Below are 14385 nucleotides of genomic sequence, written 5' to 3'. Positions count from 1 at the left end.
ACCCGTCGCCCCTGGTGGGCGGCGGGTTTTCGCCTTTTCTGGGGCCCGGTCTCAGCCCAGCAGCTGCCGGGAGGCGAGGTTGCGGTAGAGGGGGCTGGTCTCCAGCAGTTCGGCGTGGGTGCCGGTGGCCACGACCCGGCCGGCGTCGAGGACGATGATCTGGTCGGCGTCGGTGACCGTGGACAGGCGGTGGGCGACCACGACCAGGGTGCGCCCCTCAGCGGAGGCGTCGATGGCGTCGAGGATGAGCTGCTCGTTCTGGGAGTCGACGGCGGAGGTGGGTTCGTCGAGCAGCAGGATGGGGGTGTCCATGAGCAGCATGCGGGCCAGGGCGAGGCGCTGGCGCTGCCCGCCGGAGAGAGTCAGGCCGCGGTCGCCGAGGACAGTGTCCAGTCCATCGGTCCCGGCGACGCGTTCGCGCAGGTTGACCTGGTCGAGCGCCCACCAGCAGCGTTCATCGCTGGTCTCGGGGGCCCCGAGGGTGAGGTTCTCCCGCACGGTGCCGGCCAGCACCGCGGCCTCCTGCTCGACATAACCCACGACCTGGCGCACGGAGGCGCGGGTGAGTTCCGACATGTCCTGGTCACCGAGTAGGAGACGGCCCGAAGTGGGGTCGTAGAAACGCTCGATGAGGGCCAGCATGGTGGATTTTCCGGAACCGGAGGGGCCGACTATGGCGGTCTTCTCGCCGGCGCGGATGTCCACGGAGATGCCCCTGAGCACCGGACGCGTCTCATCCTCCTCGGAGGTTGTCTCATAGGCGAAGGAGACGTCGTCGAAGGTGATGGAGTGCGCCGGCTCCGCCTCCTGTCCTGCGGTGGACTCGGGTGCGATGTCGAAGATCTGCCCGATGCGTTCGATCGCACCCATGGCCTGTCGGATGGTGGTCACCGCACCGAAGATGGAGCCCAGCGGCATGGAGACCATGAACAGGTAGAGGACGAAGGTGACCAGATCCGCGACGCTGATGGTGCCGGCGGCGACGCGGGCGCCACCGATGCCCAGCACCGCCAGGAAACTGCCCTGCATGGCCAGTCCGGCGGCGGGGAAGATCAGCGCGGCGACCCGTGCGATGCGCACGCCCTGGACCCAGGCGGTGTCGGCGTCGGCACGCAGACCGGTCTCGACGCGGTCCTGCGCACCGGCCGCCCGGATGGTGCGCACAGCCACCAGTGCACGGTCCATTCCGGCACCCAGGTCACCGACGGCCTCCTGGGCCTTCTTGGTGTAGCGCTGGATGAGGGTGGAGGTGCCCACCACCGCGACGAGGGTGACCACCACGACGACCAGGACGATACCGAGCATGAAGACGTCGACCAGGGCCATGAGCACGATCGCGCCGGCCATGGTGGCCACCCCGCCGATGGCCTCGACCAGGCCGCCGTTGAAGGCGGAGCGGATCAGTGTGGTGTCGGAGCCGAGGCGGGTGACCAGGTCGCCGGTGCGGTGGCGGTCGTAGGCCGGGATGGGCAGACGCAGCAGCCGGGCGATGAGCCGGTGGCGGGTGGCCAGGACCGCGGTCTCGGCGGTGCGGGTGAGCAGGTAGGAGCGCAGCGCGGAGAGCGCGGAGGAACCCATGAGCAGGCCGATGAGCAACCAGATGAAGGCGGCGACGGGTCCGTCACCGATGGTGGAGATGATGCGGTTGACCACCAGGGGCTGCACCAGTCCGAGGGCGGAGCCGACCAGTGACATGACCACCGCGATGGTGAGCACACCCTTGTGGTGGGCGAGCATGGACAGCAGGGTGCGGAACGGTGACACGGTGGACGAGGCCATGGTGTACAAGTGTACGGCGGCCAGCGGCTGCTAAGCTCGTTCCTCGTGACTGATACGGAGAAGAAGCAGGCCCCCTGGTACATCGAGATCCCGGTGGTCATTGCGCTGACGCTGTTGGCGATCTTTCTCCTCCAGACTTTCGTGGGCCGGGTCTACATGATCCCCTCGCAGTCGATGGAACCGACCCTGCACGGCTGTGAAGGCTGTACGGGTGACCGGATTTTCGTGGACAAGATCAGCTACAACTTCAGTGAGCCGGAGGCCGGTGATGTCGTGGTGTTCAAGGGCACCGACTCCTGGAACCAGGGTTTCGTGTCCCAGCGCTCCGAGAACGATGTCGTCCGCAGCCTGCAGAACGTCGGTTCCTACATCGGCCTGGTGGCCCCGGACGAGAATGACCTGGTCAAGCGCATCGTGGCCACCGGCGGGCAGACGGTGTCCTGCGAGGCCGGTGACCCTGGGGTGATGGTCGACGGGGAACCGGTCGATGATTCCTTCATCCTGCAGCCGGCCGCCTTCCCGGTCAGCCCTGAGACAGGTTCCGAGGCCTGCGGCGGTGATTACTTCGGCCCGCTGACGGTGCCGGAGGACAACTACTTCATGATGGGTGACAACCGCACCAACTCCGCAGACTCCCGCGCCCACATCGGCGATGAGTTCCAGGGGAGCATCCCGGAGGAGAACATCCGCGGCAAGGTGCAGTTCATCATCTTCCCCTTCAACCGGATCGGTGGCGTCGACGACCCCGCGATCCAGCAGTAGTGCGTCCGGAGGAGCTGCTGGCTACCCATGGTCTGGGACCGGTGGCGGGGGTCGATGAGGCCGGACGGGGGGCCTGCTGCGGGCCGATGACGGTTGCGGCCTGTGTCCTGCCTGAGGGGGAGCTGCCCGGCCTGGAGCGCCTCACGGACTCCAAGAAGCTCACGCCCGCGGTCCGCGAGCGGCTCTACCCGCTGATTATCGACGCCGCCGTGGCCTGGTCCGTGGTCAGCATCTCCGCCGCGTACATCGACGCCCGCGGCATCCAGCCCGCCAACATCTCCGGGATGCGCCGCGCCGTGGCCGGGCTGGACGTGCGGCCCGGTTACGTGCTCACCGACGCCTGGCATATCCCCGGCCTGACCGCCCCGCACCTGCCGGTGCTCGGCGGGGACGCGGCCATGCGGTGCATCTCCGCGGCCAGCGTGCTGGCGAAGGTCACCCGGGACCGGCACATGGTGGAGATGGACGGACGTCTCCCCGGCTACGGCCTGGCCTCGCACAAGGGTTATTCCACGAAGGCGCACATGGCTGCGGTGCGCCGCCACGGCGCAACAGGGGAGCACCGATACACTTATGCCAACGTCGTGAAGGCCCACGGCGAATGGCTGAGCACGCAGGAGGCAGATCATTGAGCGCTGAGGAACTCGACAACTACGAGGCGGAGGTCGAACTCTCCCTCTACCGCGAGTACCGGGACGTGGTCAGCCAGTTCTCCTACGTGGTGGAGACCGAGCGCCGCTTCTACCTGGCCAACGCCGTGGAGCTGATCCCGCACACCGAGGGCCGGGACGTCTACTACGAGGTCCGCATGTCCGACGCGTGGGTGTGGGACATGTACCGTTCCGCCCGTTTCGTGCGTTACGTCCGGGTGATCACCTACAAGGACGTCAACATCGAGGAGCTGGACAAGCCGGACCTGATCCTGCCGGAGTAGTCAACTCCGCCTGCGCCGCGGCTGTGGATAACGGGGGTTATCCACAGTTCGCGGCATTTTCGCGTATCAGGCACTGGTGGGGACGGCCGTGCCCGGGTGATGGTGAGGGGGAGAAGACACCGTCATCTGATCAGGGGGAAACACCATGAGCACATCCATGCACCGTCGCCGCAGCCGGCTCGGGCGGCTGGGGGAGGAACACGCCGCGCAGCTCTACCGGCGCCGCGGCGCGGAGATCCTCGACCGCAACGTCGCCTATCCCGTCGGGGAACTCGACCTCATCGCCCGGGAAGCGGACGGCACGATCGTCTTCGTGGAGGTCAAGACCCGTTCCGGACCGGGTTTCGGGGGCGCGGAGGCGGTGACCGACCGCAAGCTCGCCCGCCTGCGGCGTGCCGCCGCCCGCTGGCTCGAGGGCAGACCCGGGGCCTCCGTGCGTTTCGACGTCGTCGTGTTCACCCGCACCGGCCGCGGCTTCGACACCGAGGTCCATGAGGGGGTCGAACATGGCGCTCGGTAGGAGCCACACCGTGGCCCTGGAGGGGGTCACCGCCCGGATCGTCACCGTGGAGGCCAACATCGGCCCCGGCCTGCCGGGCATCCACATGGTCGGCCTGGGGGATGCCGCCGTGATCGAATCCCGCGACCGGATCCGCACCGCCGTGGCCAACTCACAGTTGAGCTGGCCAAAGACGAAGATCGTCGTGTCCATGTCACCGGCCTCGCTGCGCAAGTCCGGCTCACACTTCGACCTGCCCACCGCGCTGGCGCTGCTCGCCGCCGGTGCCACACCGCACCGCAACCGGCTGGAACAGACCGTGTTCGTCGGCGAACTGGGCCTGGACGGCACGGTCCGACCGGTACCCGGCGTGCTGCCCGCCCTGCTGGCGGCACGCACACACGGCTTCAGCCACGCAGTCATCCCGCCGGGCAACGCGCAGGAGGCCACCCTCGTCGAGGGACTGACGGTCCACACTGCCGATACCCTCGTCCAGGCCTGGCACTGGACCACCGGGGAAGGAGAGCTGCCCGCGGCGACAGGAGCCGTGCCCGCCACCCAGCGCCGGATACCCGATTTCGCGGACCTGGCCGGGCAACCCCGGGCGCGCCTGGCCGCCGAGGTCGCAGCCGCCGGCGGACACCACATGCTGCTCATCGGACCACCCGGCTCCGGCAAATCCATGATCGCCGCCCGCCTGCCGGGCATCCTGCCCCCGCTGAGTCCGGCCCAGGCACTGGAGGCCACCGCCGTACACTCCGTCGCCGGCCGCGGCCAGGTGATGACGCAGGCCCCGTTCATCGACCCCCACCATTCCATCAGCCGGGCCGCCCTCCTCGGAGGCGGTTCCGGACTCCCGCGCCCGGGGGCCGTGAGCCTGGCCCACCACGGGGTACTTTTCCTCGATGAGGTCTCCGAGGTGCCCGCCGCCATCCTCGACGGGCTGCGCACCCCGCTCGAGGACGGGCAGGTCCGGCTCATCCGTTCGCGCCGGGAGGTCGTCTTCCCCGCGCGGTTCCAGCTCATCCTCGCCGCCAACCCATGCCGGTGCGCGGCGGAGGACCCGGCCCGGTGCCGCTGCACTTCCCGTCAGCGCACCTCCTACCTGAACAATCTCTCCGGACCGTTGCGCGACCGCCTCGACATCGTGGCCGCCACCTCCGCCACCGGTGCCGTCCTGGATGCCGGAGATGCCGAACCGAGCAGCCGCATCGCCGGACGGGTCCACCTGGCGCGGGAGCGGGCACAGCACCGGTGGGGCATGTCCAACTCGATGATGGACCCGCACGAGCTCCGCCGGCACCACCCCGCGGATGAGGCCGGCATGGCAATGCTCGGGACGCTGCTCGCCGAGGGGGAGCTCACCCAGCGCGGCGTCGACCGCTGCCTCAAACTCGCCTGGACCCTGACCGACCTCGAGGGGGCCGGCAGTCCGGACCTCGGACACGTCGCACGCGCCCTGGACCTGCGGGAGGGCGCATGAGCCAGCTCTCCTGGGCCTATCTCAACCGCGTCGTCGAAGGCCCCAGCCGACCGCTGCAGCAACTTCTCCACGCCGGCCGCGACGCCGACGAAATTGCCCACGGCGTGCGCCGGCGGGCCACCTGGATCGGGGAGCTGGCCACCCAGACCGCCTCCCGCCACAACTGGGACCGGGCCGAACAGGACCTGGCCGACGCCGCAACCGTCGGCGCCCGGTTAATCCACCCTGGATCCGCCGAATGGCCCCGGGCGGAATTCGACCGGGCCTTCGGCTTTGCCGCCACCGGGCGCAGCGACCACGTCCGCAGCTACCAGGCCGATGCTGTCCCACCGCACGTCCTGTGGGTGCGGGGCATGCCGCTGGACCAGGCCGTCGCACAGTCGGTTGCGGTGGTGGGCACCCGGGCCGCCACCCGCTACGGCCATGAGGCCACACGCCAGCTGGTGAAGGGCCTGGCCACCCACCACTGGACGGTCATCTCCGGGGCGGCGCTGGGCATCGACACCGTCGCCCACGAGACCGCCCTGGCCACCGGCGGGCTCACCGTGGCCGTCGCCGCCTGCGGCATCGACCGCCCCTACCCGGCCCGCAACAAGGCTCTGCTGGACCGCATTGCCGCGCAGGGCTGCGTCATCAGTGAATACCCGCCCGGCATGAGCCCGCAACGCCACCGCTTCCTCACCCGCAACCGGCTTGTCGCGGCCCTGACCGCCGGCACCGTCATCGTCGAGGCGGCCTGGCGCTCCGGGGCGCTGAACACCCTGAGCTGGGCCGAGGGGCTCGGCCGGGTGACCATGGCCGTACCTGGCCCGGTGACCGGTGCCGGTTCCCTGGGCTGCCACGAACGCATCAAACAAGGCCGGGCCCAGCTGGTCACCGGTGCCGACGATATCCGTGGCCTGCTCGGCGCGGTCGGTGCCCTCGACGTCGCGGAGCAGTACGAACTGGCCTACGCCGCCACGCCGGTGCAGTCCCTGACGCGCAACGAACTGCGGATCTTCGATGCCTGCGGCCCGGACGGTTCCACCGCCCAGGAGATTGCGGCCGGGGCGGGCCTGCCGCTGCCCCTGACGGTGCACCTGCTCATGGATCTGGCGCGCCGGAGCATTGTCCGGCTGGATGGCACTGCATGGTCGCGGGTGGAGGTGTCCCAGGGATAGGCTTAGGCACCATGAGTGCGCAATCATCCCAGCTGCGGGAGGCCGTCGAGGACTTCGCAGAGCATGCCCGGTTGGTGCTGGGACGCTCCGAGGCGACCGTGCGTGGCTACCGCTCCGATCTGCTCGACCTGGCCGACCACGTGCCCACCTTCCGGGACTTCACCCTGCCGGCCCTGCGCGGGTGGCTGGCGGTGGCGGTCTCAGAAGGCAAAGCCCGGGCGACGCTGGCCCGGCGCACGGCCTCCCTGAAGTCCTTCTCCCGCTGGGCTCTGCGGAACGGGCACCTGGATTCGGATGTCGCCGCCCGCCTGGTCACCCCGAAGGTAAACCGGCCGCTGCCGGAGGTGCTGGGCACCAACAAGGCGAATGAATTCGTCGGTAACGCCGCCTCCCGCGACGAGACCGAATTCCTCCGGGACTCCGCCATGCTGGAGCTGCTCTACGCCACCGGTGTGCGCGTCGCTGAGCTCACGGGCATGGATATCAAGGACCTGGACCTGACCCGCCACACCGTCCGCGTGCGCGGCAAGGGCGACAAGGAGCGTGTCGTCCCCTTCGGCCGGGCCGCCGCCGACGCCCTCGAGCAGTGGTTGCGCACGGGGCGCCCCGAGCTGGCGGGTGACACCCCGGCCCTGTTCGTCGGGGTGCGCGGCGGCCGGATCGACCCTCGGCAGGTGCGGCGGGTGGTGGAGAAGGCCGGGCAGGTCACCGGCCATGACATCAGCCCGCACGGCCTGCGGCACACCGCGGCGACCCACCTGCTGGAGGGCGGGGCGGATCTGCGCGTGGTCCAGGAGATGCTGGGACACTCCTCCCTGCAGACCACCCAGATCTACACGCACGTCTCCGCAGAACGACTGAAGCAGGTCTACCAGCAGGCCCACCCGCGGGCCTGAACCTCTACGAGGGGTTCGGTTTGAGACGGATGGTCGGCAGCTCCAGCAGGGAGAGCGGGTTGAGGTAGTCGTCGGGTCCGGTGCGCGCCCCCCAGTGCAGCCCCGGCCAGCCGTCGGTGGGGTGGCCCAGGGTGCCGATGACCCCGCCCTCGTGGACCGCATCCCCCTGGACCATCCGGGCGTGGACCGGCTGGTAGGTGGTGCGGATGCCGTCCGCGTGGTCGATGGAGATCGTCGGGGTGCCCGCCACGACACCGGCGAAGGCAACCGTGCCGTCACCGGCGGCGAGCACCGGTGCGCCCACGGGCAGGTCCAGGTCGACGCCGCGGTGGCCGGGCAGCCAGTTGTGCTCGGGCCGGTCGAAGGCCCGCAGCACGTGGCTGACCTCCGGGGAGCCGGTGGCGGGGGAGACGTAGGCCTCCGCTGCGGGAGGGTTGAGCAGCAGGGCGGTGAGGAGGACAGTGAGCCGGCGCATGTCTGCAGATGCTAGGTGGGGTGGGGGAGGAGGGGACGTCGATAAGCGGGGGTCTGTGGATGGTGTGACGGGTGTGGCCTGCCTGTGGACAGGTCGGTGATTCGTTTTGGCAGGCGGCGCACAGGGGGCTAAGATTGGCGTCAGCAGTGTGCCCTCACCGGGGTGCACTGACTACGCGCGGCGGGGAAAACCGACGTCGACCTGGTCCCGGACATCCGGGTGTCGGCGTGGCCACGTCGCTAGGGTGCAGGACAAAAACCTGCACGCACGATCCAAAACCGAAACTACAAGAAAGTGAGCGTGACATGGCAGTTGTAACCATGCGCGAGCTTCTCGACGCCGGTGTCCACTTCGGCCACCAGACCCGTCGCTGGAACCCGAAGATGCGTCGTTTCATCTTCACCGACCGCAACGGCATCTACATCATTGACCTGCAGCAGACCCTGACCTACATCGACGCAGCGTTCGAGTTCGTCAAGGAGACCGTCGCCCACGGCGGCACCATCCTGTTCGTCGGCACCAAGAAGCAGGCCCAGGAGGCCGTGCAGACCGAGGCCGAGCGCGTCGGTATGCCCTACGTCAACCACCGTTGGCTCGGCGGCATGCTCACCAACTTCCAGACCGTCTCCAAGCGCCTGCACCGCCTCAAGGAGCTGCAGGCCATGGACGCAGCGGAGGACGGCTACGAGGGTCGCACCAAGAAGGAGACCCTCATGCTCACCCGCGAGCGCACCAAGCTGGAGCGCGTCCTGGGTGGCATCGCCGAGATGACCCGCATCCCGTCCGCTCTCTGGGTGATCGACACCAACAAGGAGCACATCGCGGTCAACGAGGCCCACAAGCTCAACATCCCGGTTGTCGCCATCCTGGACACCAACTGCGACCCGGATGTTGTCCAGTGGCCCGTCCCGGGCAACGATGACGCCATCCGTTCCACCGCCCTGCTGTCCCGCGTGATCTCCACCGCCGTGGAGGAGGGCAAGAAGTCCCGCGAGGAGCGCGCACTGGCCGCTTCCCGCGAGGCTGCCGGTGACACCGAGGAGAAGGCCGCCGCTGACGCGGAGAAGGCCGCTGAGGTTGCCGCCACCGAGGCTCCGGCTGAGGTTGCCGCCACCGAGGCTCCGGCTGAGTCCGCTGCCGCTGAGGCCACCGAGAACTAAACCAGGCTACGGCCTGAAAACTCTAGGCCCCCGCCGGTCGTGTACGCGGCGGGGGCCTTACCCATCGACTACGCTCTGTGAACGATAACCGTTCCGATACGAGGAGGATCGCCCCGACTATGGCGAACTACACTGCTGCAGACGTCAAGAAGCTCCGCGAGCTCACCGGCTCCGGCATGCTCGACTGCAAGAAGGCTCTGGAGGAGGCCGACGGCGACTTCGACAAGGCCGTTGAGATCCTGCGCGTCAAGGGTGCGAAGGACGTGGGCAAGCGCGCCGAGCGCTCCGCTTCCGAGGGCCTGATCGCCGTCTCCGGCAACACCATGGTGGAGATCAACTCCGAGACTGACTTCGTGGCCAAGAACTCCGAGTTCATCGCCTTCGCCGCGAAGATCGCCGAGGCCGCTGCCGCCGCCAAGGCCAACTCCCAGGAGGAGCTGGCTGCCGTGGACGTTGACGGTCAGACCGCCCACGACGCTCTCCAGGAGTTCTCCGCCAAGATCGGCGAGAAGCTCGAGCTGCGTCGCGCGGCCACCGTTGAGGGCGACAAGGTCGCCGTGTACCTGCACCAGCGTTCCGCTGACCTGCCCCCGGCAGTCGGCGTCCTGGTCGCCTACACCGGTGAGGGCGCAGAGGCCGAGGCAGCAGCCAAGGCCGCCGCCATGCAGGTCGCCGCCCTCCGGGCCGGCTACCTCACCCGCGAGGATGTTCCGGCTGAGATCGTGGAGAAGGAACGCTCCATCGCCGAGCAGATCACCCGCGAAGAGGGCAAGCCGGAACAGGCCATCCCGAAGATCGTCGAGGGTCGCCTGCAGGGCTTCTACAAGGACGTCGTCCTCCTGGAGCAGGCCTCTGTCGCCGACTCCAAGAAGACCGTCAAGCAGCTCATGGATGAGGCCGGCATCACGCTGACCGCCTTCCAGCGCTTCGAGGTCGGCCAGGCCTAAGGCCGCCCGAGTGCACCGGTGACCGCCGTGCCCCCCGCTTCCCGGGGAGCACGGCGGTCACTGCTTTCCGGGTGGGCGCGTTCGAATACCGGGGGAGGGCGGGTACGGGATAGGATGGATCCGATTCTGATGCCCCCACGCCGACCCGAAGGAGATTCCCCGGTGACCACCGCTGAAAGCACCACCCCGAAGAGGACCAGCTATAAACGGGTCATGCTGAAGCTGGGGGGTGAGATGTTCGGCGGTGGAAACGTCGGCATCGACCCGGATGTCGTCGAGAACGTGGCCCGCCAGATCGCCGAGGTCGCCCGCACCGGCGCGGAGATCGCCGTGGTCATCGGCGGCGGCAACTTCTTCCGCGGCGCGCAGCTGCAGCAGCGCGGCATGGACCGCGCCCGCTCCGATTACATGGGCATGCTCGGCACGGTGATGAACTGCCTGGCACTGCAGGACTTCCTGCAGCAGCAGGGCATCGACTGCCGTGTGCAGACCGCCATCAACATGGCCCAGGTCGCTGAGCCCTACCTGCCGCTGCGGGCCGTCCGCCACCTGGAGAAGGGGCGTGTGGTCATCTTCGGCGCCGGCATGGGCATGCCGTACTTCTCCACCGACACCACCGCCGCGCAGCGTGCCCTGGAAATCGGCTGTGACGTGCTTTTCCTGGCCAAGGGCGTCGACGGTGTCTACTCCGACGACCCGCGCACGAACCCGGAGGCGGAACTCTACACGGAGATCACTCCGCGGGAGGTCATCGAGCAGGGCCTGAAGGTCGCCGACGCGACGGCCTTCTCCCTGTGCATGGACAATGAGATGCCGATCCTGGTGTTCAACCTGCTCACCGAGGGCAACATCGCCCGTGCGGTGTCGGGGGAGCAGATCGGCACGCTGGTCCAGTCCTAGGGGCTCTCCTGGTAGATTGATGCAGGATAAGCCCTGCGCAGTACCTTCAACAGCAACAGAAAAGGATAACGCCTCATGATCGACGAGATCCTCCTCGAGTCCGAGGAGCGCATGACCCACACGGTGGAGCACACCCGCGAGGACCTGACCACGATCCGTACGGGCCGTGCCAACCCCGCCATGTTCAACGGTGTCATCGCCGAATATTACGGTGTGCCCACCCCGATCACCCAGATGGCGACCATTTCGGTGCCGGAACCGCGCATGCTCATCATCAAGCCCTACGAGATGAACGTCATGGGCGACATCGAGAAGGCCATCCGCAACTCGGATCTCGGCGTCAACCCCACCAACGACGGACAGGTCCTGCGCGTGACCATCCCGCAGCTGACCGAGGAGCGCCGCCGCGACATGGTCAAGGTCGCCAAGGGTAAGGGCGAGGACGGTAAGATCGCCGTCCGCAACATCCGCCGCAAGGGCATGGAGCAGCTGAAGAAGCTCCAGAAGGACGGCGACGCCGGCGAGGACGAGATCCAGACCGCGGAGAAGGAACTCGACAAGGTCACCCAGGGCTATATCGCCCAGATCGATGAGCTGGTCACCCGCAAGGAGACGGAGCTGATGGAGGTCTAGGCCTCCGCTGCTTCTCGACGTCCCCCTTTTTCTCCCCACCCATCCCAGGAGGCTCCAGGTGAGCGACGCAAGGCGCCTTGCTCCGGCGGGTCACCTGCCGAAACCGAAGAATAACCCCGGCCGTAACCTGCCGGTGGCCATCGCCGTCGGCGCGTTCCTCGGGGCACTGGTGCTGCTGGCGGTGTGGATCGGCCCGGCGGGCTGGTACCCGCTGGTGGCCGCGGCGGTGGCGGTGGCGACGTGGGAGGTCGTATCCCGGCTGCAGGAGCGCAGCTACCACATTCCCCTGGTGCCCATGATCCTGCTGGGCCAGCTCATGGTGTGGATGTCCTGGCCCTTCGGGACGAAGGGGCTGGTGGCAGCCTTCGTCACGGCGGTGCTGGTGGCGATGTTCGGCCGGCTGTTCTACCACGGCCGCACCACACCACCGCAGAACTACCTGCGGGACACGTCGATGGCGATTTTCGTGCTCACGTGGATCCCGCTGTTCGCCTCCTTCGCGGCGATGCTCTCCCTCATCTCCGGCGACGGGGTACCGGGCGGGCTGTACATCATCACGTTCATGCTGTGCGTCGTCGCCTCGGACACGGGTGGGTTCATCGCCGGCGTCATGTTCGGCTCGCACCCCATGGCCCCGGCCGTCAGCCCGAAGAAGTCCTGGGAGGGCTTTGCGGGTTCCGTCGTGGGCGGCTCACTCACCGGCGCCCTCACGGTGTCCCTGCTGCTGCAGCACCAGTGGTGGGTGGGGGCGGTCATGGGCGTCGGCCTGGTGGTCTGCGCGACGCTCGGTGACCTGGTGGAGTCCCAGTTCAAGCGCGAGCTGAGCATCAAGGACATGTCGAATCTGCTGCCCGCCCACGGCGGACTCATGGACCGTCTTGACGGCATGCTGCCCTCCGCGATGGTGACCTGGCTGGTGCTGAGCTTCCTGGGCAACTAGCCCTTGCGCTGTTTGCGCACCTGATGGCGCAGTTCCAGCATGCGCACCCCACCGACCAGCGCCATGATCAGCGCGCCGGTGATCGCGGAGAACAGGTAGCCGATGCCGGCGGGAAACTGGAAGGTCCACGACAACAGGTTCAGTTCCACCTGCTGCTGGTTCTGCAGGATGAACACCAGCAGGGCGATGAGCAGCAGCGCACCGACAATCAGTGCCGCCCACGTCCCGCCCGCCAGGGTCTTCTTCACCTCAGGCTTGGCGGTCCCGGGGTGTTTCTTCGGCTGTTCGGGTTCCGACACAGTGGCGGGCAGATTCGCCGTCGCCGGCTCCTCCGCCAGGATGTCCCGGTATTCGTCGAGGTGCTCGGTCGGAGGCTCATTGCGGACCGCCGGGGTGGGCTCGTGGACGGGGTCATTCCCGTGCTGCGCATTGGAACGTGTCATATCCCCATTCAACGCTGGTCCTGCGAGCTTCGCCACGCCACCAGCTAACAACTGGGTGAACAATTGGGAGAAACAGGCCCCGACATGCAAGGATGGGAAACATTATGGCCGTACCTGTGACCCTCCAGTTCTCCGCCCCCAAGCGCGGTATGCCGCCCACCCACTTCGCCGATCTCAGCCCTGAGGAGCGCGTCGAGCGCATCACAGCACTCGGGCTGCCCAAGTTCCGCGCCGACCAGATCGCCCGCCACTACTACGGGCGTTTCGAGGCCGACCCCTCCACCATGACCGACCTGCCCGCCGATGCCCGCGCGACGGTGGCCGCGGAGCTCTTCCCGACCCTGCTCAGCCCTGTGCGCAGCATCGAGACCGATGACGGGGAGACCACCAAATCGCTGTGGCGCCTCAACGACGGCACCCTGCTCGAGTCGGTGCTCATGCGCTACCCGGACCGGGCGACGCTGTGCATCTCCTCCCAGGCCGGCTGCGGCATGGCCTGCCCGTTCTGCGCCACCGGCCAGGGTGGACTGGACCGCAACCTCTCCACCGCGGAGATCGTCGACCAGGTCCGTGCCGCGGCCGGTGCCATGGAGGCGGAGAGCTCACGCCTGACCAACATCGTCTTCATGGGCATGGGTGAACCGCTGGCCAACTACAAGCGTGTGGTCTCCGCGGTCCGGCAGATCACCCAGCCCTCCCCACAGGGCTTCGGCATCTCCCAGCGTAATGTGACCGTGTCCACCGTGGGCCTGGCCCCGGCGATCCGGAGACTCGCGGACGAGGACATGTCCGTGCGTCTGGCCGTCTCCCTGCACACCCCCGACGATGAGCTGCGCGACACCCTCGTGCCCATCAACAACCGGTTCTCCGTACAGGAGGTGCTTGACGCCACCAGCTACTACGCCGAGAAGTCCGGCCGTCGCGTGTCCATCGAGTACGCCCTGATCCGCGACATCAACGACCAGGGCTGGCGCGCCGACATGCTGGGCAAGAAGCTGCACAAGGCGCTCGGCTCCAAGGTGCACGTCAACCTCATCCCGCTCAACCCGACCCCGGGCTCGAAGTGGGACGCCTCCCCCAAGGAGCGTCAGGAAGAGTTCGTCCGCCGTGTCGCCGCCCAGGGTGTGCCCTGCACGGTGCGTGACACCCGTGGCCAGGAGATCGCGGCGGCCTGTGGCCAGCTCGCCGCCGAGGAGAAGTAACTATCCGAGGCCACCTCGCCCTGCTTCTTTGCTGCGGTGAACAGATGATGACGCCGGGCCCACAAGCGATGCGGTGTGGTGTGACCCGGCCTGAATCTCATCGGGAACCAGCTGTCGCACGCCTACCGCGATGATCTACAGACCAGTGAGCGTGGATATGGATCTGGGTGGA

16 protein-coding genes are annotated in these 14385 nt (G+C 68.0%); 13 read left to right on the top strand and 3 right to left on the bottom strand.

Annotated elements, in window-relative coordinates; all coding sequences use genetic code 11:
* Positions 1-51 precede the first annotated feature (51 nt).
* Complete coding sequence (locus NYP18_RS06280) at positions 52-1779, bottom strand: ABC transporter ATP-binding protein (protein ID WP_259427308.1); 1728 nt, start codon at positions 1777-1779, stop codon at positions 52-54.
* 45 nt (positions 1780-1824) lie between these two features.
* Here NYP18_RS06280 and lepB point away from each other — a divergent pair, with 45 nt between their 5' ends.
* The 7 genes from lepB (at position 1825) to NYP18_RS06245 (ending at position 7513) form a co-directional block, all read left to right on the top strand.
* On the top strand, positions 1825-2541 hold the full coding sequence (gene lepB, locus NYP18_RS06275; protein WP_259427307.1) for a signal peptidase I: 717 nt from the start codon (positions 1825-1827) through the stop codon (positions 2539-2541).
* Positions 2541-3173 carry a ribonuclease HII gene (locus tag NYP18_RS06270; RefSeq protein WP_259427306.1) on the top strand — a complete coding sequence of 211 codons (633 nt, stop codon included), beginning with the start codon at positions 2541-2543 and terminating at the stop codon, positions 3171-3173. Before lepB ends, NYP18_RS06270 begins: the two co-directional genes overlap by 1 nt.
* Complete coding sequence (locus NYP18_RS06265) at positions 3170-3475, top strand: DUF2469 domain-containing protein (protein ID WP_042621676.1); 306 nt, start codon at positions 3170-3172, stop codon at positions 3473-3475. The genes NYP18_RS06270 and NYP18_RS06265 overlap by 4 nt, the downstream gene beginning before the upstream one ends.
* A gap of 145 nt (positions 3476-3620) precedes the next feature.
* Positions 3621-3995 (top strand): YraN family protein, encoded by a 375-nt coding sequence (locus tag NYP18_RS06260; protein ID WP_259427305.1) that lies wholly within the window; start codon positions 3621-3623, stop codon positions 3993-3995.
* Positions 3982-5457, top strand: a complete 1476-nt coding sequence (locus NYP18_RS06255; protein WP_259427304.1) for a YifB family Mg chelatase-like AAA ATPase — start codon at positions 3982-3984, stop codon at positions 5455-5457. The genes NYP18_RS06260 and NYP18_RS06255 overlap by 14 nt, the downstream gene beginning before the upstream one ends.
* On the top strand, positions 5454-6617 hold the full coding sequence (dprA, locus tag NYP18_RS06250; protein ID WP_259427303.1) for a DNA-processing protein DprA: 1164 nt from the start codon (positions 5454-5456) through the stop codon (positions 6615-6617). The genes NYP18_RS06255 and dprA overlap by 4 nt, the downstream gene beginning before the upstream one ends.
* A gap of 11 nt (positions 6618-6628) precedes the next feature.
* The gene (locus NYP18_RS06245) at positions 6629-7513 is read left to right on the top strand and encodes a tyrosine recombinase XerC (protein ID WP_259427302.1); all 885 of its coding nucleotides are present in this window, start codon (positions 6629-6631) and stop codon (positions 7511-7513) included.
* 4 nt (positions 7514-7517) lie between these two features.
* Here NYP18_RS06245 and NYP18_RS06240 read toward each other — a convergent pair whose 3' ends face one another.
* On the bottom strand, positions 7518-7988 hold the full coding sequence (locus NYP18_RS06240) for a M23 family metallopeptidase (RefSeq protein WP_259427301.1): 471 nt from the start codon (positions 7986-7988) through the stop codon (positions 7518-7520).
* Between the two features lie 305 nt (positions 7989-8293).
* On the opposite strand from NYP18_RS06240, the gene rpsB reads away from it, so the two are divergent.
* The 5 genes from rpsB to NYP18_RS06215 all read left to right on the top strand — a co-directional run bounded on the left by rpsB (position 8294) and on the right by NYP18_RS06215 (position 12568).
* Positions 8294-9148 carry a 30S ribosomal protein S2 gene (rpsB, locus tag NYP18_RS06235; protein WP_259427300.1) on the top strand — a complete coding sequence of 285 codons (855 nt, stop codon included), beginning with the start codon at positions 8294-8296 and terminating at the stop codon, positions 9146-9148.
* A gap of 119 nt (positions 9149-9267) precedes the next feature.
* Positions 9268-10095 (top strand): translation elongation factor Ts, encoded by an 828-nt coding sequence (gene tsf, locus NYP18_RS06230; protein WP_259427299.1) that lies wholly within the window; start codon positions 9268-9270, stop codon positions 10093-10095.
* Between the two features lie 213 nt (positions 10096-10308).
* Positions 10309-10995 carry a UMP kinase gene (gene pyrH, locus NYP18_RS06225; RefSeq protein ID WP_259427444.1) on the top strand — a complete coding sequence of 229 codons (687 nt, stop codon included), beginning with the start codon at positions 10309-10311 and terminating at the stop codon, positions 10993-10995.
* Between the two features lie 75 nt (positions 10996-11070).
* Complete coding sequence (gene frr / locus NYP18_RS06220; protein WP_126121185.1) at positions 11071-11628, top strand: ribosome recycling factor; 558 nt, start codon at positions 11071-11073, stop codon at positions 11626-11628.
* A 58-nt stretch (positions 11629-11686) separates the two neighbouring features.
* Entirely contained in the window at positions 11687-12568 is an 882-nt protein-coding gene (locus NYP18_RS06215; RefSeq protein WP_241228404.1) for a phosphatidate cytidylyltransferase, read from the top strand.
* Here NYP18_RS06215 and NYP18_RS06210 read toward each other — a convergent pair.
* Complete coding sequence (locus tag NYP18_RS06210) at positions 12565-13011, bottom strand: LapA family protein (RefSeq protein WP_259427298.1); 447 nt, start codon at positions 13009-13011, stop codon at positions 12565-12567. The genes NYP18_RS06215 and NYP18_RS06210 overlap by 4 nt on opposite strands.
* 104 nt (positions 13012-13115) lie before the next feature.
* Between NYP18_RS06210 and rlmN the strand changes: the two genes are divergently transcribed.
* On the top strand, positions 13116-14213 hold the full coding sequence (rlmN, locus tag NYP18_RS06205; RefSeq protein ID WP_259427297.1) for a dual-specificity RNA methyltransferase RlmN: 1098 nt from the start codon (positions 13116-13118) through the stop codon (positions 14211-14213).
* Positions 14214-14385: the final 172 nt, after the last annotated feature.

Source organism: Corynebacterium lemuris, from assembly GCF_024919295.1.
Lineage (GTDB): Bacteria > Actinomycetota > Actinomycetes > Mycobacteriales > Mycobacteriaceae > Corynebacterium > Corynebacterium lemuris.
The sequence above is the reverse complement of the archived record's forward strand: the minus strand, read 5'-3'. Positions and strand labels throughout refer to the sequence as shown.

Excerpts from the sequence above, each read along its gene's own strand:
- NYP18_RS06280 (WP_259427308.1), bottom strand. The coding sequence starts at position 1,779 with ATGGCCTCGTCCACCGTGTCACCGTTCCGCACCCTGCTGTCCATGCTC.
- NYP18_RS06260 (WP_259427305.1), top strand. The coding sequence starts at position 3,621 with ATGAGCACATCCATGCACCGTCGCCGCAGCCGGCTCGGGCGGCTGGGG.
- NYP18_RS06255 (WP_259427304.1), top strand. The coding sequence starts at position 3,982 with ATGGCGCTCGGTAGGAGCCACACCGTGGCCCTGGAGGGGGTCACCGCC.
- dprA (WP_259427303.1), top strand. The coding sequence starts at position 5,454 with ATGAGCCAGCTCTCCTGGGCCTATCTCAACCGCGTCGTCGAAGGCCCC.
- NYP18_RS06245 (WP_259427302.1), top strand. The coding sequence starts at position 6,629 with ATGAGTGCGCAATCATCCCAGCTGCGGGAGGCCGTCGAGGACTTCGCA.
- NYP18_RS06240 (WP_259427301.1), bottom strand. The coding sequence starts at position 7,988 with ATGCGCCGGCTCACTGTCCTCCTCACCGCCCTGCTGCTCAACCCTCCC.
- rpsB (WP_259427300.1), top strand. The coding sequence starts at position 8,294 with ATGGCAGTTGTAACCATGCGCGAGCTTCTCGACGCCGGTGTCCACTTC.
- tsf (WP_259427299.1), top strand. The coding sequence starts at position 9,268 with ATGGCGAACTACACTGCTGCAGACGTCAAGAAGCTCCGCGAGCTCACC.
- pyrH (WP_259427444.1), top strand. The coding sequence starts at position 10,309 with ATGCTGAAGCTGGGGGGTGAGATGTTCGGCGGTGGAAACGTCGGCATC.
- frr (WP_126121185.1), top strand. The coding sequence starts at position 11,071 with ATGATCGACGAGATCCTCCTCGAGTCCGAGGAGCGCATGACCCACACG.
- NYP18_RS06210 (WP_259427298.1), bottom strand. The coding sequence starts at position 13,011 with ATGACACGTTCCAATGCGCAGCACGGGAATGACCCCGTCCACGAGCCC.
- rlmN (WP_259427297.1), top strand. The coding sequence starts at position 13,116 with ATGGCCGTACCTGTGACCCTCCAGTTCTCCGCCCCCAAGCGCGGTATG.